The sequence below is a fragment of the Arthrobacter sp. Leaf337 genome, from assembly GCF_001423745.1.
GTDB lineage: Bacteria > Actinomycetota > Actinomycetes > Actinomycetales > Micrococcaceae > Arthrobacter.
The window spans coordinates 209143-229256 of sequence record NZ_LMPC01000001.1 but is presented as its reverse complement, the minus strand read 5'-3'; the positions used below and the strand labels follow the sequence as shown (position 1 = coordinate 229256).

The window sequence follows — 20114 nt, the reverse complement described above, 5'->3', positions numbered from 1 at the left end:
TCTACTGCGGCGGGCCCGCCCGCTGCGTTCCAGTGCCGGCAGATAGGTTCCTGGCGTTGGCGGTAGAGGGACCCGGCTCATTATTGAGCCGGGTCCCTGTTGTTGTATCCCGCATTTGAGTCGGCGCCGGTCCGGAGCAGAATCCGGATCCGGATGGTGCGGCGCTCAGTAGTTCCGCAGGGTGTAGCTGATGCTCGGAAGGTCCAGCGCTGCCCAGTCGCGCTCTGAACGTTCGGGAGGGGTGTGGCCCCGTCCGTCCCTGAGGAGTGCGGCGATGGTGGCCGAGAGGATGACGAGCAACAGGACGATGAGTGCAACTCCGATGGTTTCCATGCCTCTATGTTTCTCCCGTTGCCGGCAACAAAACAGTGGCAGAAATGACCAAAAAGCTATAATTTCTGCCACAATGGAAGCATGCTCAAATCAGTGGCAGTGATCGTTGTTCCCAACTTTTCCATCTTTGAGTTCGGTACCGCGTTCGAGGTGTTCGGCATCGACAGGTCGGCCCGGGGGACCGGTGTGCCGGCTTTCGACTTCCGCGTCTGCACGCCGGAACCGGGCGATATCCGGCTCAAGTCCGGGCTGTCCATGCACGTCGACCTGGGGCTGGAAGCGGCCGCCGATGCCGATCTGGTGATCATGGCTCCCTACGGCCACGACCAGGATGTCCCGGAAGAAGTGCTGGACGCACTTCGGGCGGCCCATACCCGAGGCGCCTGGGTGATGTCCATCTGTTCCGGCGCTTTCGCCCTCGCGCGTGCGGGCCTGCTCGACGGCCGGCGATGCACCACGCACTGGCACTATTCCCCGGAACTGGCCAGCCGCTACCCGGCGGCACTGGTGGACGAGAACGTCCTGTACGTCCAGGACGGCCGCATCATCACCAGCGCTGGCACCGCGGCCGGCATCGATGCCTGCCTTCACCTGGTGAGGGTGGAACTCGGAGCCGGCGTGGCGGCCAGCATCGCCCGCGACATGGTGGTTCCGCCCCATCGCGACGGCGGGCAGGCCCAGTTCATCGACCGTCCGATACCGGCCTGCGGCTCACAGCCCATGGAGGAACTGCTGCAGTGGATGGTCCGGAACCTGGAACAGGACCACACCGTCAACGAACTCGCCGCGCGGGTCCACATGTCGCCGCGGACGTTCGCGCGCCGCTTCCGGTCCGAAACGGGTGCCACCCCCGCAGCCTGGCTCAACTCCCAGCGCGTGCTGCGGGCGCAGGAGCTCCTGGAATCCACCGAGCTCAACATTGACGAGATTGCCCGCGAGTCAGGGTTCGGACACTCCGTGCTGCTCCGCCACCACTTCGGCAAAGTGCTGGCCACGAGCCCGCAATCCTACCGGCGGGCGTTCCGGGGCCACCTCGAACCTGCGGTCTAGCGCCCCGGGTCCGCCACGCCGTCCCGGGCGGCTTCGGCCGCTGCCCGGGTGTTGTCGACGAGGACCCGCCACGGGCCGGTGACGGCCTGCTCCGGAAGGGTGGCGCGGTGCTGCCCGGCCCTGATGGAATACATGAACCTGTCCGGCTGGCCGACGGCCTCCGCGGAGCGCGGAACGGCATCCCAAGGGCACGCCTCAACGAGCGGCCCCCAGCGGCTCTTGTCCGTCGGGGTGGTGGCCTGGACGCTCCATACCCTCTTGAGCGCAGCAATCCCGCCGCTGCGCTGGACAGTGATCTTCATGGCCTGGTTCCTGTGCTTCCGCTACTGCCTGGCCGCCGGCTGACCCCTCCGGCGGCGTTCCAGTTACAGCTTTACCTTCACAGTTTCCCACGCCGTCCGGACGGCGTCATGTTCCGGTGAAGCCGCACCAAACAGTTCCGCCGCCGATGCCGCCGTGGCCTTGGCGAACTTGGTGAACGTGGCGTTGGCCGGGAGGGAACCGCCGGTGAGCGTGTCATACCAAATGCGGCCCGGGGTCTCCCAGGCATTGCCGCCAAGAGCCGAGGCTACGAGGTAGAACGCCCGGTTGGGGATGCCGGAGTTGATGTGCACCCCGCCGTTGTCCGCGCTCGTACGGACATACGAGTCCATCGAGTCCGGCTGGGGGTCCTTGCCCAGCACGTCGTCGTCATAGGCGGTGCCGGGAGCCTTCAGCGACCTCAGGGCTGCGCCTTGCACCTGGTCCGTGAACAGGCCTTCGCCGATCAGCCAGCTGGCCTCCGCAGCCGTCTGCTGCGCGACGTATTGCTCCACGAGTGCGCCGAACACATCCGAAAGCGATTCGTTGATGGCACCGGCCTGGTTCCGGTAGACGAGCCCGGCGGAGTGCTGCGTGACGCCGTGTGCCAACTCGTGGCCGATGACACTCAGCGAGCGGGTGAAGCGCTGGAATATTTCGCCGTCGCCGTCGCCGAACACCATCTGGTGTCCGTCCCAGAAGGCATTGTCGTAGAGCTTGCCGAAGTGGACAGTGGCATCAAGCGGCAGTCCCTGGGCGTCAATCGAATTCCGTCCGAAGGCCTCGGCATAGAGCCGGTGGGTGTGGCCCAGGCCGTCGTAAGCCTCGTCCGCCGACGAGTCGCCCGTGGCGGGTTCCCCCTCCTTGCGCACCAGCTGCCCGGGCAGGGACTCGGAGGTCTTCGCGTCATACACCGTGCGGTTCGGCGGGCCGGGCTGGAGCTGCCGGACTCCGGACGGAACCGCGGGGAGCGGAAGCGCGCGGGTTGCCTGGATGGACCTGACATGGAGCAGTGCTTCCTTCGCCGCCCGGGCCACCTTTGACAGGCGGGGTTCGTGCTGAGCCGCAAGGCGCCGCAGCATGTAGGGCGGAATGATGGAGCAGTACATAAAATGTCCCCTTTACTCGTCGGCGATGGAAACAGCCTACGAGGGGGTGCCGACATTGCGGCGGGACACGCCTTAAACAGGAAACCCCGCCAGCTGGGCTGGCGGGGTTTGTCTGTGCCCTCGATAGGATTCGAACCTACGACCTTCTGCTCCGGAGGCAGACGCTCTATCCCCTGAGCTACGAGGGCAGTCAGGGTTCCTGCCGTTGCCGGCGGGACGTCCTAGAGCTTAGCAGGAAGGTGGCCCCCAAAGGAAAATCGGGTCGAAATCGGCACTCAGTAGCCCGCGAACGAGTCCGTGCGGATGCGGCGGGCGCCGGCACTGCGGGCGGCGGACCGCAGTGAGCGGACGCTGGCAGGCGAGCCGGACACGAACACTTCGCGCGAGGCAATGTCCGGAACAAGTTCCTTGAGAGCTGCGCCGTCGAGCGGCTCCGGCGGACGGGAAACTTTGCCGGCGTCTTCCATGAACGACGGCGGCGCGGAGCCGTCGGAGAGCCTGGCTATGACCCGTGCGCCGGACTGCTCCAGCGCATCCGCGTAGGCGAGTTCCGCAGTCGACTTCGCAAGGTACAGCAGGACCACGTCGCGGTTCCTTGCCGCGCCTGCGGCGAGCTGCGCGAGGTAGGGCGTAACGCCGATTCCGGCCGCAATCAGCAGGACCGGCCCGGTCCGGCCCCGGGGCAGCACGAAGTCGCCGCCCACCGCCGTGGCGGTCACGGAGTCGCCGGGCCGCAGGGCGAGCAGGGCGCGCTTGGCGGCGGACACCGGCTCGGCAGTACCGACGCCGATGGTCACGTCCCGGGCATCCGGGGCGCTGGTCAGGCTGAAGACCCGGCGCCTGCCCTTGCCGTCGGACGTGGCATGCGGCAGGTGCAGTTCCATATATTGTCCCGGCGCGAACCTGACCGCACGTTCGGGCCGGAAGCTGAATTCCGTCGTCGTCGGCGTGAGGGGCCGCGATTCCTGGAAGTTGAGGCGGATGCCGCCGCGCTGTCCGGCCAGGAAGGCAAGCAGGTTCCCTGCCAGCAGGGCCAGTTCGGGAGAGTTGGCCACGAAGCCCAGGTTGTAGGGGACGGCAAAGATCACGCCGACGACGGCGGCGAGCGCCAGCTGCTGCCAGCGCCGGGGCGGCAGGGTCAGCGGCTCGGTCAGCATGAAGCCCACGAAGAACAGCACGGGGCGCTGTGCGAGGGGCTGCCACAGGGCCTGGCCCGTGGACATTCCGGCCCGGAGGAGCTCAGTGGCCACGATGGATACGGAGACCGCCGTGAACACGGCCCCCATCAGTATCTTCCGGGTGCGGTAGAGGACCAGCACGATGCCGGGGACGATGAGGAAAAGCATGGCGGGAGTGGCAGCCCACCACGTGGCGATGTTGAGGCCGGTCAGTCCGGCCGCAAATGCCCCAGCGGCTGCCGGGTTGAAGATATGCCGGCCGCGCCAGGCCAGGGCGTATTTCGAGGCCGATGCCAGGACGCAGGCGATCGCGACGCCGGCAACATCCAGCGCCTTGAAACTGGGCCAGAACAGGAAGTACAGCAGCAGGCCGGTGATCAGCGAGGATTCGGAATGCGGCCGGACGTGGAAAAGGGCCGCCAGCCCGCGGTTCGAGGCGTAGGTGAGTCCCAGGCAGAGCGCCAGATGGGTGAGCATCTCCGGGATGCCGAAGGTGAGCCAGCCCAGGACATTAAGCAGCAGGCTGTACGCGGCCAGCACCGCAAGCACCCACAGCACCAGGCGGTACATAGTGAAGCGGTTCAGGGACGTGTCCACCCGCTGGATCATGGAACTCATTCGAACAGCACTCCTTCGAAACCTGCTGAGTAGGCGGCACTTCCGTCCGAGAAAACCGTAAGCCAGGAAAACGCAAAATCCTGCTGAAGCGCCTTCCCTGAGACGAAGAACAGGGCAGTGGCCAAGGCATCGGCCGTCATGGCGTCCTCGGCCAGCGCCCAGGTGGCCACCACGGTTCTGACCGGTGCCCCGGTGGTGCCGTCCAGCACGTGATGCAGCCCGTCGCCCCACGCCCGGCGGTTTGCTGCCGAGGCGCACAAGGCGCCCGTGCCCAGGCTGAGGGTGCCGATGGCCCGGCCGGGATCGTACGGATGTTCCAGTGCCACGGCCACCGGTACCGGTCCGGAATTGAGGAGGTCGCCGCTGGCGTCGATGAAGTATTCGCCTGCTCCCAGGGACCGGAGTTCCGCTGCGAGCAGATCGGCCAACTGGCCCTTGCCGGCAGCCCCGACGTCAAGTACCACGGGAGCCGTGGTGGTCAGCACGGCGTCATTCCAGTCCAGGACGTCATCCCACCGCGGAGCGGGAACCGGTGTCCCGCGGGGCCGGAGCGAATAGTCCGGGCCGTACCCCAGCTGTTCCAGGCTGCCGCCGATCAGCGGCGTCATGGCACCGTCAGTCAGCCGGTAGAGGTTCCGGTACAGGCGGCCCAGCGCGCCTGCACCGTCCGGCATCCGTAAGCGGCCGGGCTCCCTGGCCGCCTGCGCGACGATCGAGTCCGCCCTGAAACGGGACCACGCGGCGTCGTACGTCTCCACCACGTCGAGCAGCCGGCGGCGCTGGCCGCCGTCCAGGGGGCCCGGCGTTGAAATCTCCCAGCTGGTTCCGATTCCGTCGAAACTGAACGCTGCCCAGCCCGGGTGCGGCACGTTATCTCCTCTTGACGCGGTGAACGGCGGATACTGCGCCGTTCGTGCAGGCGCGGCCTACCGGGCCTCGGATTTGATCTTCTCCACGGCCTGGTTGAAGCCGCCGCTGGTGAGCGATGAGCCGGCTACTTTTGAAACATTCAGTTCGTCCAGGCTCTTGCCCACTATCTGCGCCGCGATACCGCCGGCGAACTCGCCCTGGAACTTCCGGGTATTGGGGTTGGAAGGATGCTGGGTGATGTTCACGCCGGACACTGTGCCGCCGGAAAGCGTCAGCTCAACGCCCACAGTTTCAGTGCCGTTGGGGGACACATAGTTTCCGTCGGCGCTGTAGGTGCCGTCCTTGTAGCCGGACGCGGCAGCAGGGGCGCTGCTGGTTGCGGAGCCGGCGGACGCGGCAGTGGACTGGGCTGCCGCGGATTGGGCTGCCGGTGCCTGGGCGGACGGCGCGCAACCGGCCACGGTTCCGATCAGGGACATGCCGGCGATGCCGACGAAGACGCTCTTTCGTACCGGGAAGCTCATACGGGGCTCGTTTCGTATAGTTGCGGGCAGCTGCGTGCCGGACAGGTCCCGGCACCGCTGGGACAGGATCCAGTCAGGCAGTTACAGGATGGACAACGTTGGAATCAGCGTAATGGTTCAGCCTGTGACGAACCCGATTCAATTCTGTGAGGCTTTCTATTCCTGTGCCCCTTCACAGCGTCATGGCGTTGCTGAGGATTCCGCGGGTTTCGCGGGCCACCGGTAGGCTAGATGCGTGACTCCCGAAGAACTCTCCCTCGCCATATCCGCCTGCCTGAAAGACGCCGTCGCCGCCGGCGAAATCACTCTTTCCGCATCAGCCGTGCCGGACGAGGTGCGCGTGGAGCGGCCAAAGAACCGGGACCACGGCGACTGGGCCACCAACATTGCCCTCCAGCTGTCCAAGCAGGCCGGCGTTAATCCCCGGGAATTCGCCACTATCCTCAGCGCACGGCTCAAGGGCATTGACGGCGTTTCGGCCGTGGATATCGCCGGTCCGGGCTTCCTGAACATCACGGTGGACGCCGCGGCTGCAGGCGCCCTGGCCAAGGCCATCGTCGAAGCGGGGCCGGCGTACGGCACCAACTCGGCGCTCGCCGGACACGTGGTCAACATGGAATTCGTCTCTGCCAACCCCACCGGCCCGCTGCACATCGGCCACACGCGCTGGGCCGCGCTGGGCGACTCGATCGCCCGCGTCCTCCGGGCCTCCGGCGCGACGGTCACCGCCGAGTACTACATCAACGACGCCGGGTCGCAGATGAACGTCTTCGCCCATTCCGTGCTGTCCCGGCTGCACGGCCGTGGCGTGCCGGAGGGCGGTTACCCCGGCCAGTACATTTCCGACCTGGGCCACCATGTCCTGGCGGACCACCCGGACATCCGGGAACTGACCGACGTCGCGGCGCTGCCGGTCATCCGGAGTGCGGCGTACAAGGCGCAGATGAAGGACATCAAGGACACCCTTGCCGACTTCGGCGTCGCCTTCGACGTCTACTTTTCCGAGCAGGAACTGCACGACGCCGGCGCCATCGAAAGTGCCGTCGCGCGCCTTCGCGAGCAGGGCCACGTGTTCGACGACGGCGGCGCCGTCTGGCTGCGCACCACGGACTTCGGGGACGACAAGGACCGCGTGATGATCCGCGCGAACGGCGAACCGACCTACTTCGCCGCCGACGCCGCCTACTACCTGTCCAAGAAGGACCGTGGCTTCGACCAGAAGATCTACCTGCTGGGAGCGGACCACCACGGCTACATCCACCGGCTCAAGGCCATCGCGGCAGCGGCCGGCGACGACCCCGAGGCCAACATCGAGGTGCTGATCGGCCAGCTCGTGTCGGTGAACGGTGCCAAGCTGTCCAAGCGCGCGGGCAACATCATCGAGCTCAAGGACCTTATTTCCTGGCTGGGCAAGGATGCCGTCCGTTATTCGCTGGCGCGTTTCCCGGCGGACTCCCCGCTCACTCTGGACCCCGATCTCCTGAAGAAGCACAGCAACGAGAACCCGGTCTTCTACGTCCAGTACGCGCACGCACGGTCCCGCGGCACTGCCCGCAACGCCGTGGCAGCCGGAGTGGAGCGCAGTGTTGACGGGAAGGACGTGTTCGACGCCGCCCTCCTGGACCACGCCACCGAGAACGAACTGCTGTCCTACCTGGGCAGCTACCCCTCCATCGTGGCCAAGGCCGCCGAGTTGCGCGAACCGCACCGCGTGGCCCGCCACCTGGAAGTTATCGCCGGCGCCTACCACCGCTGGTATGACGCCTGCCGCGTGGCGCCGCAGGGCGATGAGCCCATCACGGACGTCAACCGCACCCGCCTGTGGCTCAACGACGCCACCAGCCAGGTGCTGGCCAACGGACTGGAACTGCTTGGCGTTTCGGCGCCGGAACGGATGTGACGCAATGACAGGGAATTCTTTGAACCACGCATCCCCCCTGGCACCGGAGTGGCTTGCCGTCCCGGCAGACCTCAATAGGCTCCACGAGCCCCTCTGGGCGGCCGGCGTTGCCCGGAACGACGCCGGTGAACTCGCCATTGACGGCATTCCGGTCAGTGAGCTCCAGCGCCAGTTCGGCACGCCGCTGTTCGTGATGAGCGAAAACGACTTCAGGGCACGTGCCCGGGCCTTCAGCGACGCCTTCAACGACGCTTTCGCCGACATCTGCGGGGGAGTGGATGTCTACTACGCCGGCAAGTCGTTCCTGTGCACCGCCGTGGTCCGCTGGGTGGAGGAAGAAGGGCTGCGCCTGGACACCGCTTCCGGCGGGGAACTTGCCGTCGCGGACCGCGCCGGCATACCGGGCGCCGATGTCGCCCTGCACGGCAACAACAAGTCCGACGCCGAGATCCACCGTGCGCTGGACATGAAGCTGGGCCGGATTGTGGTGGACAGCCTTGTCGAGCTGGAGCGCGTCGCCAAGATCGCGTCCGAACGCGGCGAAACCGCCAAGGTGATGCTGCGGCTGACACCCGGAGTGCATGCGCACACCCACGAGTTCATTGCCACCGCCCATGAGGACCAGAAGTTCGGCCTGTCCATGGCGGAGGACACCACGGACCAGGCAGGCCTGTCCGCGGCCGAGGAAGCCGTGGCCGCCGCCACGAGTTACCACAGCATTGAGCTCCTTGGCCTGCACTGCCACATCGGCTCGCAGATCTTCGAACCGGACGGCTTCGCGCTGGCCGCAGTGAAACTGCTCAATTTCCTTGCGGCCATGCAGGAGAAATACTCCATTGTCCTGCCCGAACTGGACCTCGGCGGCGGATACGGCATCGCGTATACGCCAGTGGACACACCGCGCCCGCCGGCGGAGATCGCGCAGGCGATGGCCGCCGTCGTGCGTTCCACCTGCGCCGAGCTGGGCATCACGTCTCCCCGGATCTCGATTGAGCCGGGACGCGCCATCGTAGGCAGCACCACGTTCACCCTTTACGAGGTGGGAACCCTCAAGACCGTCCGCGTGGACGCTGCCGCCGCTGAAAATGCAGGGAATGCCGGGGAAAACGTTACGTACCCGCGCCGCTATGTGTCGGTGGACGGCGGCATGAGCGACAACGCCCGCCCGGTGCTCTACGACGCGGATTATTCGGCGATTGTGGCGTCGCGGACCTCTGAGGCCGCACCGCAGCTGTCCCGCGTAGTGGGCAAACATTGCGAGAGCGGCGACATAGTTGTTAGAGATGTATATCTGCCCGAGGACGTGGCAGCCGGTGATCTGCTCGCTGTACCGGGGACCGGCGCCTACTGCTGGGCCCTCTCCAGCAACTACAACTATCTGGCCCGGCCGGGCGTTGTCGCTGTGCGCGACGGATCAGCCCGGCTGATTGTCCGCGGGGAAACCGAACAAGATCTGCTGAACCGCGACATGGGAGTCTGAATGACTGAATTGCGAACCCTGAAAGTAGCCCTGTTGGGCTGTGGCAACGTTGGGGCTCAGGTGGCGCGGATTCTGATTGATGACGCCGAAGCACTGGCCGCCCGCGCCGGAGCCCGCCTGGAGCTGACCGGCATCGCCGTGCGCACCATCGATGCGCCGCGTGACGTCGAGCTGCCGCGGGAACTGTTCACCACGGATGCCGACACCCTCGTCAAGGACGCCGACCTCGTCATCGAACTGATGGGCGGCATCGAACCTGCCCGTACCCTGATCCTCGCCGCCATCCAGAACGGCGCCTCTGTGGTCACCGGAAACAAGGCGCTCCTGGCCCAGGATGGCCCCACCCTCTACGCAGCAGCGGACAAGGCCGGCGTCCAGCTATCCTACGAGGCAGCCGTGGCCGGCGCGATCCCCATCCTGCGCCCCATCCGCGACAGCCTTTCCGGGGACCGCATCACCCGGGTGCTGGGCATCGTGAACGGCACCACCAACTTCATCCTCGACCAGATGGACACCACGGGTGCTCAGTTTGAGGACGCCCTCGCCGAGGCGCAGCGCCTTGGCTACGCAGAGGCTGACCCCACTGCCGACGTCGGAGGCCTTGATGCCGCGGCCAAGGCGACCATCCTCGCCTCGCTGTCCTTCCACACGCGCTTCGACCTGGAGAACGTCCACTGCGAAGGCATCACCGGAGTCAGTGCTGCGGACATCGCCGCAGCGAAGGACGCCGGGTTCGTCATCAAGCTGCTGGCCATCGCCGAGAAACTGACCGCCGCAGACGGCAGCGAGGGCGTGTCCGTCCGCGTACACCCCACTCTGCTGCCCCGCGAGCACCCGCTGGCCGCCGTCCACGGCGCCTTCAACGCCGTGTTCATCGAAGCCGAGAACGCCGGCGAGCTGATGTTCTACGGCCAGGGCGCCGGCGGAACCCCCACGGCATCGGCCGTCCTGGGCGACCTCGTCTCCGCCGCACGCCGGATCGTCCTGGGTGGCCCCGCGCAGACCGAGACCACCAACGGCCAGGTGCCCGCGCTGCCCATCGACGCCGTCAACACCAGCTACTACATCGGCCTCGACGTTGCCGACCAGCCCGGCGTGCTTGCCAAGATCGCCCAGCTGTTCGCTGAGCACGGCGTGTCCATCGAGATCATGCGTCAGACTATCCACCGTGACGCCGACTCCAATGTGGAATCTGCCGAACTGCGGATCGTCACCCACCGCGCAACCGAAGCTGCACTGGCAGCGACCGTCCGGGCCGTGAAGGGCCTGGACGTCATCAATTCAGTTACATCCGTACTGCGGGTAGAAGGAGTCTAAGTGGCTCACCAATGGCGCGGTGTCATCCGCGAATACGCTGATCGTTTGCCCGTAACGGAAAGCACGAAGGTCATTACCCTCGGTGAGGGCGGTACGCCGCTGGTCCACGCGCAGAAGCTCTCCGAGCTGACCGGGTCCACCGTGTACCTGAAGGTCGAAGGCATGAACCCCACCGGCTCCTTCAAGGACCGGGGCATGACTATGGCCATGACGGCCGCAGTGGCCTCGGGTGCCAAGGCAGTGGTGTGCGCCTCCACCGGCAACACGTCAGCGTCCGCAGCGGCCTACGCCACGGCAGCCGGCCTCCAGTGCGCCGTGCTGGTGCCGGAGGGCAAGATCTCCATGGGCAAGCTGAGCCAGGCGATCGCCCACGGCGCCACCCTCCTGCAGGTGGACGGGAACTTCGACAACTGCCTCGACATCGCCCGGAAGCTGGGGGAGTCCTACCCCGTGTTCCTGGTGAACTCTGTCAACCCGGCCAGGATCCAGGGGCAGAAAACCGGTGCCTTCGAAGTTGTGGATGCGCTCGGCGACGCCCCGGACATCCACGTCCTCCCGGTAGGCAATGCCGGTAACATCACCGCGTACTGGAAGGGCTACAAGGAGTACTCCGCCCCGTTCGAGTCCGAGACCGCCGGCACGCTGCCCGCCGTGTCCACCAGGACCCCGCAGATGTGGGGCTTCCAGGCCGCCGGCGCTGCGCCGTTCGTCGCGGGCCACCCCATCACGGAGCCGGACACCATCGCCACGGCAATCCGGATCGGAAACCCGGCCTCCTGGGACGGTGCCATCGCCGCCCGTGACGAGTCCGGCGGATTCATCGACGCCGTGACGGACGATGAGATCCTCGCGGCGCACCGCTGGCTTTCCGCCAAGGAGGGCGTCTTCGTGGAACCCGGTTCCGCCGCAGGCGTCGCGGGCCTGATCAAGAAGCACGCCGCGGGGCAGGTTCCCACCGGCAAGATTATCGTGATCACCGTGACCGGCCATGGCCTGAAGGACCCGCAGTGGGCGCTGCGCACCGAAGACGGCAGCGAAGTCCAGCCCGTCAAGGTGTCCAACGACGTGGTCACCGTGGCTGCCGAACTTGGCCTGGAAGAAAAATAGCCTTGGAAACCACCCTCACCGTCCCGGCTGAGTCAGCTGCCGGCGCGCCGGCGGTTCCGGCCGGGCAGCTGGTGACCATCCGCGTGCCCGCCACCAGCGCCAACCTCGGCCCCGGCTATGACAGCCTGGGACTCGCACTCTCGCTGCACGACACGCTGACCGTTGAAACCCTGGGCAGCGGCGAGCTCGAGTTCGAACTGAGCGGCGAGGGTGCGGAGACGCTTCCGCGCGACGCGAGCCACCTGGTGGTCAAGGCCATCACCGAGGCCCTGCACCGGCTGGGCTTCCGGCATCAGGGCCTGAAGATCACGGCCGACAACGTCAACCCCCACGGACGCGGCCTAGGTTCTTCGGCCTCGGCCGTGGTGGCCGCGGTTACGGCCGCGAATGCGCTCGTGCCGGAGCCGTCCCGCCGCGGCAAGGACTGGATCCTGCAGCTGACCAGCGAAATGGAAGGCCATCCTGACAACGTGGCACCGGCCATATTCGGCGGTCTGGCGCTGTCATGGCAGGACAGTGACCAGTACAGCAGCACCTGCGCCACGGTGTCGGATTCGGTGATTCCAGTCGTCGCCGTACCTGACTATGAGCTGTCCACCGAAGCGGCACGCGCACTCCTGCCGGCATCGGTGGGCCATCATGCTGCCGCCATGAACTCCGGCCGGGCCGCGCTGCTCATCCATGCCCTCACCAGCAAGCCGGAATTCCTGCTCGCCGGCACGGAGGACTACCTCCACCAGAGCTATCGCGCGGAGGCCATGCGCCCCAGCGCGGACCTGATCCGTGCGCTGCGCTATGCAGGACACGCTGCCGTTGTATCCGGCGCCGGGCCAACTGTCCTGGTGCTCGCCAACGGGGAAGAAGAGGCAGCCGCAGTGGTGGGTTTCATCGAGGCCTACACCCGGGCCAACACGCCGGATGTCGGATGGCGTGTGATGAAGCTGGCGGTGGACGTTGAAGGTGCTAAAGTGGGAGTGCACCGGCGGTAATCCCGCAGGCAGTCAAAACGAACCCGATGTTGGCCATGGCGCCTGTCTAATCGTTTGCTGCTCTGAACTTCAACTGCGCAATAGTCTCCGGTGCCGCCTGCTTTGGTCTGTCGCAGGAATCTGCAGAATCGCTCTGCACCCCTGAACCGTCAGTCCGCCATTCCGTTCTCTTCCTGGAATGTTCGAGGCGTATCAGTATCCGGCCCTGCTGGCCGAATTCCATCCGGCAAGGCCGAAATCCGGCTGCAGATCTGAACTGCAGCCCAGATCAAATCATCGCGTCCAGCTCCCAGTCTGGACGCCGTCGAGGGGGAAGGATCCTTCGTGACCGAAACCACTGAGCTGTCTCCAGCTGTGGACATATCTTCTGCTACCGACTTGTCGGCAGCACCCGCCAAGAGCAGCGGCCTTGCCGGCCTTAAGCTCGCCCAGCTGCAGGCTCTCGCCAGCCAGCTCGGTATCTCCGGCGGATCCCGCATGCGCAAGGGCGATCTGGTGACCGCCATTTCCGCCCACCGCGCAGGCACTTCAGCCACCAAGGCTCCGGCCAAGGGCGCTGATAAGACCGGCGAAAACATCTCGGCACGGGCAACCGCGCCGGCAGCTGCCGCCCCTGCTGCTGAAGCTGCAGAGGCTCCCGCCGCGGAAGGCACCCGTGCCCGCCGTGGTCGCAGCCGCCGTGCCGGCAGCGACGGCGTTGTCACCGCTCCCGCCACCGAGGCACCCGCCCCGGAAGCCGCACCCAGCGAAGCGCCCGCGGCTCCTGAAGCCGCTCAGGCCGCCGTGTCCGAAGGTGCTGCACCGGAAGCTGCGGAGCGCCGCCAGCCCCGCACCCGCAACCGCCGCCGCGGTGAAGCAGCCGCCCAGGCGACGGCCCCCGCCGCCGAGGGTGAGGCCCCGGCGCAGGCGCCGGCGCCGGCCGAGCAGCGTGTTTCTGAACAGCGCGTCTCCGAACAGCGTGTTTCCGAGCAGCGCACGGAACAGCGTGGCGGTGAGCAGCGTGAACAGCGCGGCGCAGACCAGGCCGGCGAAGCAGCCGAAGCCGGTCAGCGCAACGAGCGCCAGACAACCCGCACCCGTGGCGGCCGCGACGGCGGCGAAACCGCCGGTACGCGTGAAACAACCCGTCGGGACGACACCCGCGAAAGCGACGATGCGGACGGCGGAAGCCGCCGTAACCGCCGCAACCGCCGTGACCGCAACGACAGGACGGGAGGCCAGGACAACAGCCGGGACAACCGGGATAACTCTCGCAACGACCGCTTCCGCGACCGTAACGATCGCCGTCGTGGACGCGCCCAGGGTCCGGACGTCGACGACGTCGAGGTCACCGAGGACGATGTCCTGCTGCCCGTCGCCGGCATCCTGGACGTGCTGGAGAACTACGCGTTCATCCGCACCTCCGGCTACCTGCCGGGTCCGAACGACGTCTACGTGTCCCTCGCCCAGGTCAAGAAGTACAACCTGCGCAAGGGCGACGCCGTGGTCGGCGCCATCCGCGCACCCCGTGAAGGCGAAGACCGCAGCCAGCAGTCCGCCCGCCAGAAGTTCAACGCCCTGGTCCGCGTCACCTCCGTCAACGGCAAGACCCCCGAGGAACTCAAGGACCGGGTCGAATTCGCGAAGCTCGTCCCGCTGTACCCCTCGGAGCGCCTGCGCCTCGAGACGGACCCCAAGAAGATCGGCCCCCGCGTCATCGACCTGGTTGCCCCGATCGGCAAGGGCCAGCGCGGCCTGATCGTTTCGCCGCCGAAGGCCGGCAAGACGCTTATCCTGCAGTCCATCGCCAACGCCATCACCACCAACAATCCTGAGGTCCACCTCATGATGGTGCTCGTTGACGAACGTCCCGAAGAAGTCACGGACATGCAGCGCACCGTGAAGGGCGAGGTCATTGCCTCCACCTTCGACCGTCCCGCCGACGACCACACCACCGTGGCCGAGCTCTCCATCGAACGCGCCAAGCGCCTCGTGGAAATGGGCATGGACGTTGTGGTGCTCCTCGACTCCATGACCCGCCTGGGCCGTGCCTACAACCTGGCAGCACCGGCTTCCGGCCGTATCCTGTCCGGTGGCGTCGACTCCGCAGCGCTGTACCCGCCGAAGCGCTTCTTCGGTGCAGCCCGCAACATCGAAAACGGCGGCTCACTCACCATCCTGGCCACCGCGCTCGTTGAGACCGGTTCCAAGATGGACGAGGTCATCTTCGAAGAGTTCAAGGGCACCGGCAACATGGAACTGCGCCTGTCCCGCCAGCTCGCGGACAAGCGCATCTTCCCGGCAGTGGACGTCAACGCGTCCGGCACCCGCCGCGAAGAAAACCTGCTTTCCCCCGAGGAAGTCAAGATCATGTGGAAGCTGCGCCGTGTCCTTTCCGGACTCGAAACGCAGCAGAGCCTTGAGCTGCTGACCAACAAGATCCGGGAGACCCAGAGCAACGTCGAGTTCCTCATGCAGGTTCAGAAGACGACGCTTGGTGCGAAGTCGGATAACGACAAATAGTTTCACCAGGGGCGGGGCCGACGCATTTTGCCGGCCCCGCCTTTGTCGTTCGGATTTTGCCGCCCCCGCCCCTACGCTGGGCGGCTTCGATCTTCGATCGTTCGCCGCCCGGCTCCGGCAGGCCCGATGCCACTCCCGGGGCGGCAAAATCCGAACGCCATGCAGTTATCTCACCAAATGCGGGCTAGCGCCCGGACGTGCGGTCAGTCTCCGCATGGCAGTCATTAGACTTGTACAAGTCGAAAGAGGTTTTGAAAATGTTTGAGTCCGTACAGGGCCTGCTTGATGAGCATGATGCCATCCAGGCACAGCTGGGGGATCCCGCTGTTTATGCTGACCAGCGGCTTGCCCGGAAGCTGGGGCGGCGGTCTGCTCAGTTGAATGGCATTGTTGAGGCCTACCACCGCTGGGAGGCCATCCGTGATGACCTCGCGGCTGCCAAGGAAATGGCGGACGAGGACCCCGAGTTTGCCGCGGAGGTGCCCGAGCTGGAGGCTTCGCTGGAGACCGCGGCCGCCAAATTGCGCCGGCTCCTGATCCCGCGGGACCCGGACGATGCACGCAACGTGATTCTCGAGGTCAAGGGCGGCGAAGGCGGCGACGAGGCCGCGCTGTTCGCTGCGGACCTGCTGCGCATGTACACCCGCTACGCGGAATCACGAGGCTGGAAGACCGAACTCATTTCGGCCACAGAATCGGACCTGGGCGGCTACAAGGACGTCCAGATGGCCGTCAAGGGCAGCTCGAACGATCCCGCCGAGGGCGTTTACGCGCGGCTTAAGTTCGAAGGCGGCGTGCACCGTGTGCAGCGTGTCCCCGTGACGGAATCCCAGGGCCGGATCCACACCTCGGCCGCCGGCGTGCTGGTGCTTCCCGAAGTTGACGAGCCCGAAGAGCTCGAGATCAACCAGAATGACCTCAAGATCGACGTCTACCGGTCCTCAGGGCCGGGCGGCCAGTCGGTCAACACCACCGACTCCGCGGTCCGCATCACCCACCTTCCCACCGGGATCGTGGTGGCCATGCAGAACGAGAAGTCCCAGCTGCAAAACCGTGAAGCCGGCATGCGCGTGCTTCGGGCCCGCATCCTGGCGCACCAGCAGGAACAGATCGACGCCGAGAACTCGGCCCAGCGCAAGTCCCAGATCCGCACCATGGACCGTTCCGAGCGCATCCGCACCTACAACTACCCGGAAAACCGCATCGCGGACCACCGGACCGGTTACAAGGCCTACAACCTGGACCAGGTCATGAACGGCGACCTGGAGCCCGTGATCCAGTCGGCCATCGAGATGGACGAACAGGCCCGCCTGGACGCCATCGGCGAATAGGCTTCGGCGGCACGCACGATGACACTCGGAACAGGGCTGAGCCTGGCGGAAGCCGTCCGCGAGGCGACCGCCATCCTTCGCGACGCCGGGGTTCCCAGCCCTCGCGTGGATGCGGAGCTGCTGGCGGACCACCTCCTGGGCGTCGGCCTGGGTAGGCTGCGGGCCATGCTCCTGGCGGATTCGTCTCCGGAGCCGGACGGCTATGCCGAACTGGTGGCCGAACGCGCACAGCGGGTGCCGCTGCAGCACATTACCGGTGTGGCCCACTTCCGCTACCTGCAGCTGGCCGTGGGGCCCGGAGTCTTCATTCCCCGGCCGGAGACCGAGTCCGTGGTCCAGCTGGTCATCGACCGGCTCAAGGATCCGGCCCAAGGCACGCGCCGTGCCAAGGTGGTGGACCTGGGCACGGGCTCGGGAGCCATCGCCGGCTCCATCGCCCTCGAAGTCCCCGGCGCGGACGTCTACGCCGTGGAGTTCAGCGAATTTGCCCATGCCTGGGCCGAACGCAACCTTCGGCCGCTCGGCGTCACGCTGCTCCGCGGAGACCTCCGCGACGCACTGCCGGAACTCAACGGCACGTTCGACGTCGTTGTTTCAAATCCGCCGTACATTCCCGCTGAGGCGATTCCCAACGAACCTGAAGTGGCCTTGCACGATCCGCCTGAAGCGCTGTACGGCGGGGGAGCGGACGGCATGGAACTTCCGACGGCGGCAGCGGCGTCCGCCGCCCGGCTGCTGGTTTCCGGCGGCTACTTCGTTATGGAACACGCCGAAGTCCAGGCAACATGGATCGCAGCCATGCTGAAGACCTCGGGCCTCTGGTCCGACGTGATGACGCACCTGGACCTCAACGGCAAGGAGCGCGCCACGAGTGCAGTCCTTGCCGCACCGTCGGACCGTTAAACCGATCAGCCCCTGAAGTGATGAAAGAATAGGCCAGTGACCACAACCTACGACTGCACGGCAGCTGACCAGCGGGCTGAAGGGCTGGAGAATGCCCAGCGGGCCATCCGCCAACACAAATGCGTGGTATTCCCGACCGACACGGTGTACGGGATCGGTGCTGACGCGTTCTCACCCCAGGCTGTCAATATGCTGCTGGCGTCCAAGGGCCGCAGCCGGAAGATGCCGCCGCCGGTCCTCATTCCGCGGCTCAACGCCCTGGACGGGCTGGCAACCGACGTCCCGGCAGAGGCACGCAAGCTTGCCGAGGCCTTCTGGCCGGGCGGCCTCACCATGATCTTCCATGCGCAGCCGTCGCTCGACTGGGACCTGGGCGAGACCAAGGGCACCGTGGCGTTGCGGATGCCGGCCGACGACGTCGCCCAGGACCTGTTGACACTGACCGGGCCCCTCGCGGTGTCGTCAGCAAACCGCACCGGCCAGCCGGCAGCCAGGACGGCCGCCGAGGCCTTGACCCAGCTCGCCGAATCCGTTGAGGTCTACCTCGAGGGGGGACTGCGTCCGGAGGGCGGCACGGACATGGATGCCCTGCCCTCAACCATTATCGACGCCACTGCACTGCCCCTCAGGGTGGTGCGCCAGGGTGCCCTCGCCCTCGAAAAACTGCGCGAGGTTGTTCCCGGACTTCTGGACATTGACGGCAATGCCGCCGACGTGCCGGCTGCTGACGCCCGGACTGCCGATGTCCCGGCCGCTGACGCCCGGCCAGCCGGACCGGCAGCCGGGGACGGATCCGTGACGGGACCCGGCGTCGAATGATTCTCACCCGGCAGCACATCCCTGTCCTCGGTGTCGACGCGACGCCACTGACAGTTCAGGGGATGACAGCCACCCTCAACCGCTTTGTCGCCGAAGGCAGCACCCGCACGGTGGTAGGCCACAACCTGCACAGTGTGACGCTCTTCCACTCCGATCCGGAATTCCGGGCCCTCTACGAAAACAGCGATGTTGTGCTGCTCGACGGCGCCCCGGTGCTGTGGCTGTGGGGACGATCGGGGGATGCGGACGGGCCCGTCATGGACTACCGTCTGGGTTCCACCGACTGGATCCCTGCCCTCGGCAATGTGGAAGGCCTTGAGCGAATTGCCGTGCTCGGCGCCGGAGCGGAAGCCAACGCCAAGGCTGTGACGCGGCTGGCCGGGATCGTGCCGGGTGCGAAAGTGGCCGGCATGCCGGGCGAAGGCTGGAACGGCGCCCTTGAAAATGAAGCTGTCGCCTGGCTGCAGGAGCTGCGTCCGCAGCTGGTGCTGCTGGGACTCGGCATGCCATTGCAGGAAATGGTCCTCCGCCGGAGGCTGGACTCCCTTCCCCCTGCCGTGTATTGCGCGGTGGGCGGTGCCATCGAACAGATCGCCGGAATCCAGAAGCTTGCTCCGCGCTGGCTGGGACGGCTGGGCCTGGAATGGGCCTGGCGGCTCATGCTGCATCCCCGCAGGGTGGCCTATCGCGTCTTCGGTGAGCCGTGGGTGCTGCTGGCCCTCCTGGTCCGGAGACGACTCAGGCAGGACGGCTAGGACCCGCCGTCCTCCAGGCTAGAACTTCTGGTCCTTCAGGGGACCGAAGCCCTTGCCGCGGAGACCGGTGGAAAACGCCCGGAACCAATCCGCCAGGCCGCGGAAGTCGCCGCGTCGCAGGAAGTAGCCGAGATAGCCGCCAACGTCCGCCACCAGCGACTTCGCCCGGAAGTGGCGGCGGATCAGGTAGCCGCGGTTCCGGTAGTAGTAGTAGCGCTTGAACGCCGTCTCGGGAACAATCACGTGCCATCTGGCGCCGAAAACGTGCTGTGTCTCGGCAAAAGCGTGCGGATGCGTGATGGCGGTGGTGGTCACCGTGCCAAAGCGGATGCCCGCCTTCCGGAGCCTGATGGTGAAGTCCACCTCGTCGCCGCGGATGAAAAGCCGCATGTCGGGCAGGCCCACTTTGAAGAAGACGTCCGAACGGATCAGCGCTCCGTTGAAGAAGTGGCCGTCGTCGGGCAGGAAACCGAGCTTCTCCACTTCCGCACGGTCGTGCGTTACTTTGCCGTCGAGGCGGAAGAAAAAGGACAGCCGGTCCGGGTGGCCCGGCGCGGCAACCAGCGGGACCACGGCATCCAGGCCGCGCGCTTCGGCTTCCCGGAGCAGCGTGGCGAGGCACTCCGGGTCCCCGGGCTCGGCGTCGTCGTCCATCATCCAGATCCAGTCAGCGCCGCTGGCAACCGCCTTCAGGATGGCCAGGGAGAATCCGCCGGCGCCGCCAAGGTTCGCTTCCGACCGGACGTAGTCCACGTTGGCGTGCTGGTCCGCCACCTCTTTGGCGGGCACGGTGCCGCTGTCCACGAGGCAAATGGAATGGACCGGAGAGCTCTGCCGGTTGATGGCATTCAGCAGGACGGCGAGCTCGCGGGGACGGTCAAACGTCACGGCGGCAACTGCAACCGAGGGGGACATCGCTGGTTCCTTTCAACACGGCCGCCGGTGGATTTCCCGCCGGCAATGGGCCGTGTGACGCGAAGCCAGCCAGCCGTTGGCATTAGTATCTTGACTAGAGTCCACTGTAATACA

The 20114-nt window shown here is 66.4% G+C and carries 18 protein-coding genes and 1 tRNA gene; 11 read left to right on the top strand and 8 right to left on the bottom strand.

Translation table 11 applies throughout. From position 1 onward, the window contains the following. Window positions 1-165: 165 nt before the first annotated feature. Entirely contained in the window at window positions 166-333 is a 168-nt protein-coding gene (locus ASF98_RS24475; protein WP_200939271.1) for a hypothetical protein, read from the bottom strand. An 81-nt stretch (window positions 334-414) separates the two neighbouring features. Between ASF98_RS24475 and ASF98_RS01040 the strand changes: the two genes are divergently transcribed. Continuing rightward, the gene (locus tag ASF98_RS01040) at window positions 415-1383 is read left to right on the top strand and encodes a GlxA family transcriptional regulator (RefSeq protein WP_055796278.1); all 969 of its coding nucleotides are present in this window, start codon (window positions 415-417) and stop codon (window positions 1381-1383) included. Here ASF98_RS01040 and ASF98_RS01035 read toward each other — a convergent pair. The 6 genes from ASF98_RS01035 to ASF98_RS01010 all read right to left on the bottom strand — a co-directional run bounded on the left by ASF98_RS01035 (window position 1380) and on the right by ASF98_RS01010 (window position 5982). Beyond that, window positions 1380-1685 (bottom strand): protealysin inhibitor emfourin, encoded by a 306-nt coding sequence (locus ASF98_RS01035; protein WP_055796275.1) that lies wholly within the window; start codon window positions 1683-1685, stop codon window positions 1380-1382. The two genes, ASF98_RS01040 and ASF98_RS01035, sit on opposite strands and share 4 nt — an antisense overlap. A gap of 63 nt (window positions 1686-1748) precedes the next feature. Further along, window positions 1749-2792, bottom strand: a complete 1044-nt coding sequence (locus ASF98_RS01030) for a M4 family metallopeptidase (protein ID WP_200939270.1) — start codon at window positions 2790-2792, stop codon at window positions 1749-1751. A 115-nt stretch (window positions 2793-2907) separates the two neighbouring features. After that, window positions 2908-2980 (bottom strand) — tRNA-Arg (locus ASF98_RS01025). A gap of 87 nt (window positions 2981-3067) precedes the next feature. Then, window positions 3068-4579, bottom strand: a complete 1512-nt coding sequence (locus ASF98_RS01020) for an FAD-dependent oxidoreductase (RefSeq protein ID WP_156372257.1) — start codon at window positions 4577-4579, stop codon at window positions 3068-3070. Window positions 4580-4584: 5 nt separating this feature from the next. Then, window positions 4585-5457, bottom strand: a complete 873-nt coding sequence (locus ASF98_RS01015; RefSeq protein ID WP_055796271.1) for an FAD:protein FMN transferase — start codon at window positions 5455-5457, stop codon at window positions 4585-4587. A 57-nt stretch (window positions 5458-5514) separates the two neighbouring features. Then, window positions 5515-5982: an FMN-binding protein gene (locus ASF98_RS01010; protein ID WP_055796269.1), complete on the bottom strand. Its 468-nt coding sequence runs from the start codon at window positions 5980-5982 to the stop codon at window positions 5515-5517. A 235-nt stretch (window positions 5983-6217) separates the two neighbouring features. On the opposite strand from ASF98_RS01010, the gene argS reads away from it, so the two are divergent. The 10 genes from argS to ASF98_RS00960 all read left to right on the top strand — a co-directional run bounded on the left by argS (window position 6218) and on the right by ASF98_RS00960 (window position 19085). Next, window positions 6218-7882 carry an arginine--tRNA ligase gene (argS, locus tag ASF98_RS01005; RefSeq protein ID WP_055796266.1) on the top strand — a complete coding sequence of 555 codons (1665 nt, stop codon included), beginning with the start codon at window positions 6218-6220 and terminating at the stop codon, window positions 7880-7882. 4 nt (window positions 7883-7886) lie between these two features. After that, on the top strand, window positions 7887-9362 hold the full coding sequence (gene lysA / locus ASF98_RS01000) for a diaminopimelate decarboxylase (protein WP_055796260.1): 1476 nt from the start codon (window positions 7887-7889) through the stop codon (window positions 9360-9362). Further along, window positions 9363-10679, top strand: a complete 1317-nt coding sequence (locus tag ASF98_RS00995; protein ID WP_055796257.1) for a homoserine dehydrogenase — start codon at window positions 9363-9365, stop codon at window positions 10677-10679. After that, entirely contained in the window at window positions 10680-11786 is a 1107-nt protein-coding gene (gene thrC / locus ASF98_RS00990; protein WP_055796255.1) for a threonine synthase, read from the top strand. 2 nt (window positions 11787-11788) lie between these two features. Further along, the gene (thrB, locus tag ASF98_RS00985) at window positions 11789-12775 is read left to right on the top strand and encodes a homoserine kinase (RefSeq protein WP_055796253.1); all 987 of its coding nucleotides are present in this window, start codon (window positions 11789-11791) and stop codon (window positions 12773-12775) included. 324 nt (window positions 12776-13099) lie between these two features. Beyond that, the gene (gene rho, locus ASF98_RS00980) at window positions 13100-15277 is read left to right on the top strand and encodes a transcription termination factor Rho (protein ID WP_055796250.1); all 2178 of its coding nucleotides are present in this window, start codon (window positions 13100-13102) and stop codon (window positions 15275-15277) included. A 257-nt stretch (window positions 15278-15534) separates the two neighbouring features. After that, entirely contained in the window at window positions 15535-16608 is a 1074-nt protein-coding gene (prfA, locus tag ASF98_RS00975; RefSeq protein ID WP_055796247.1) for a peptide chain release factor 1, read from the top strand. An 18-nt stretch (window positions 16609-16626) separates the two neighbouring features. Then, entirely contained in the window at window positions 16627-17511 is an 885-nt protein-coding gene (gene prmC, locus ASF98_RS00970) for a peptide chain release factor N(5)-glutamine methyltransferase (protein WP_055796244.1), read from the top strand. 36 nt (window positions 17512-17547) lie between these two features. Continuing rightward, complete coding sequence (locus ASF98_RS00965) at window positions 17548-18330, top strand: L-threonylcarbamoyladenylate synthase (protein WP_055796241.1); 783 nt, start codon at window positions 17548-17550, stop codon at window positions 18328-18330. After that, window positions 18327-19085 carry a WecB/TagA/CpsF family glycosyltransferase gene (locus ASF98_RS00960; RefSeq protein WP_055796238.1) on the top strand — a complete coding sequence of 253 codons (759 nt, stop codon included), beginning with the start codon at window positions 18327-18329 and terminating at the stop codon, window positions 19083-19085. The genes ASF98_RS00965 and ASF98_RS00960 overlap by 4 nt, the downstream gene beginning before the upstream one ends. A gap of 18 nt (window positions 19086-19103) precedes the next feature. On the opposite strand, the gene ASF98_RS00955 is transcribed toward ASF98_RS00960, so the two are convergent. After that, on the bottom strand, window positions 19104-20000 hold the full coding sequence (locus ASF98_RS00955; RefSeq protein WP_055796235.1) for a glycosyltransferase: 897 nt from the start codon (window positions 19998-20000) through the stop codon (window positions 19104-19106). Between the last annotated feature and the right edge of the window lie 114 nt (window positions 20001-20114).

Excerpts from the sequence above, each read along its gene's own strand:
- ASF98_RS00960 (WP_055796238.1), top strand. The coding sequence starts at position 18,327 with ATGATTCTCACCCGGCAGCACATCCCTGTCCTCGGTGTCGACGCGACG.
- ASF98_RS01030 (WP_200939270.1), bottom strand. The coding sequence starts at position 2,792 with ATGTACTGCTCCATCATTCCGCCCTACATGCTGCGGCGCCTTGCGGCT.
- prfA (WP_055796247.1), top strand. The coding sequence starts at position 15,535 with ATGTTTGAGTCCGTACAGGGCCTGCTTGATGAGCATGATGCCATCCAG.
- prmC (WP_055796244.1), top strand. The coding sequence starts at position 16,627 with ATGACACTCGGAACAGGGCTGAGCCTGGCGGAAGCCGTCCGCGAGGCG.
- ASF98_RS24475 (WP_200939271.1), bottom strand. The coding sequence starts at position 333 with ATGGAAACCATCGGAGTTGCACTCATCGTCCTGTTGCTCGTCATCCTC.
- ASF98_RS00995 (WP_055796257.1), top strand. The coding sequence starts at position 9,363 with ATGACTGAATTGCGAACCCTGAAAGTAGCCCTGTTGGGCTGTGGCAAC.
- ASF98_RS01035 (WP_055796275.1), bottom strand. The coding sequence starts at position 1,685 with ATGAAGATCACTGTCCAGCGCAGCGGCGGGATTGCTGCGCTCAAGAGG.
- lysA (WP_055796260.1), top strand. The coding sequence starts at position 7,887 with ATGACAGGGAATTCTTTGAACCACGCATCCCCCCTGGCACCGGAGTGG.
- ASF98_RS01010 (WP_055796269.1), bottom strand. The coding sequence starts at position 5,982 with ATGAGCTTCCCGGTACGAAAGAGCGTCTTCGTCGGCATCGCCGGCATG.
- ASF98_RS01020 (WP_156372257.1), bottom strand. The coding sequence starts at position 4,579 with ATGATCCAGCGGGTGGACACGTCCCTGAACCGCTTCACTATGTACCGC.
- ASF98_RS00955 (WP_055796235.1), bottom strand. The coding sequence starts at position 20,000 with ATGTCCCCCTCGGTTGCAGTTGCCGCCGTGACGTTTGACCGTCCCCGC.
- ASF98_RS01040 (WP_055796278.1), top strand. The coding sequence starts at position 415 with ATGCTCAAATCAGTGGCAGTGATCGTTGTTCCCAACTTTTCCATCTTT.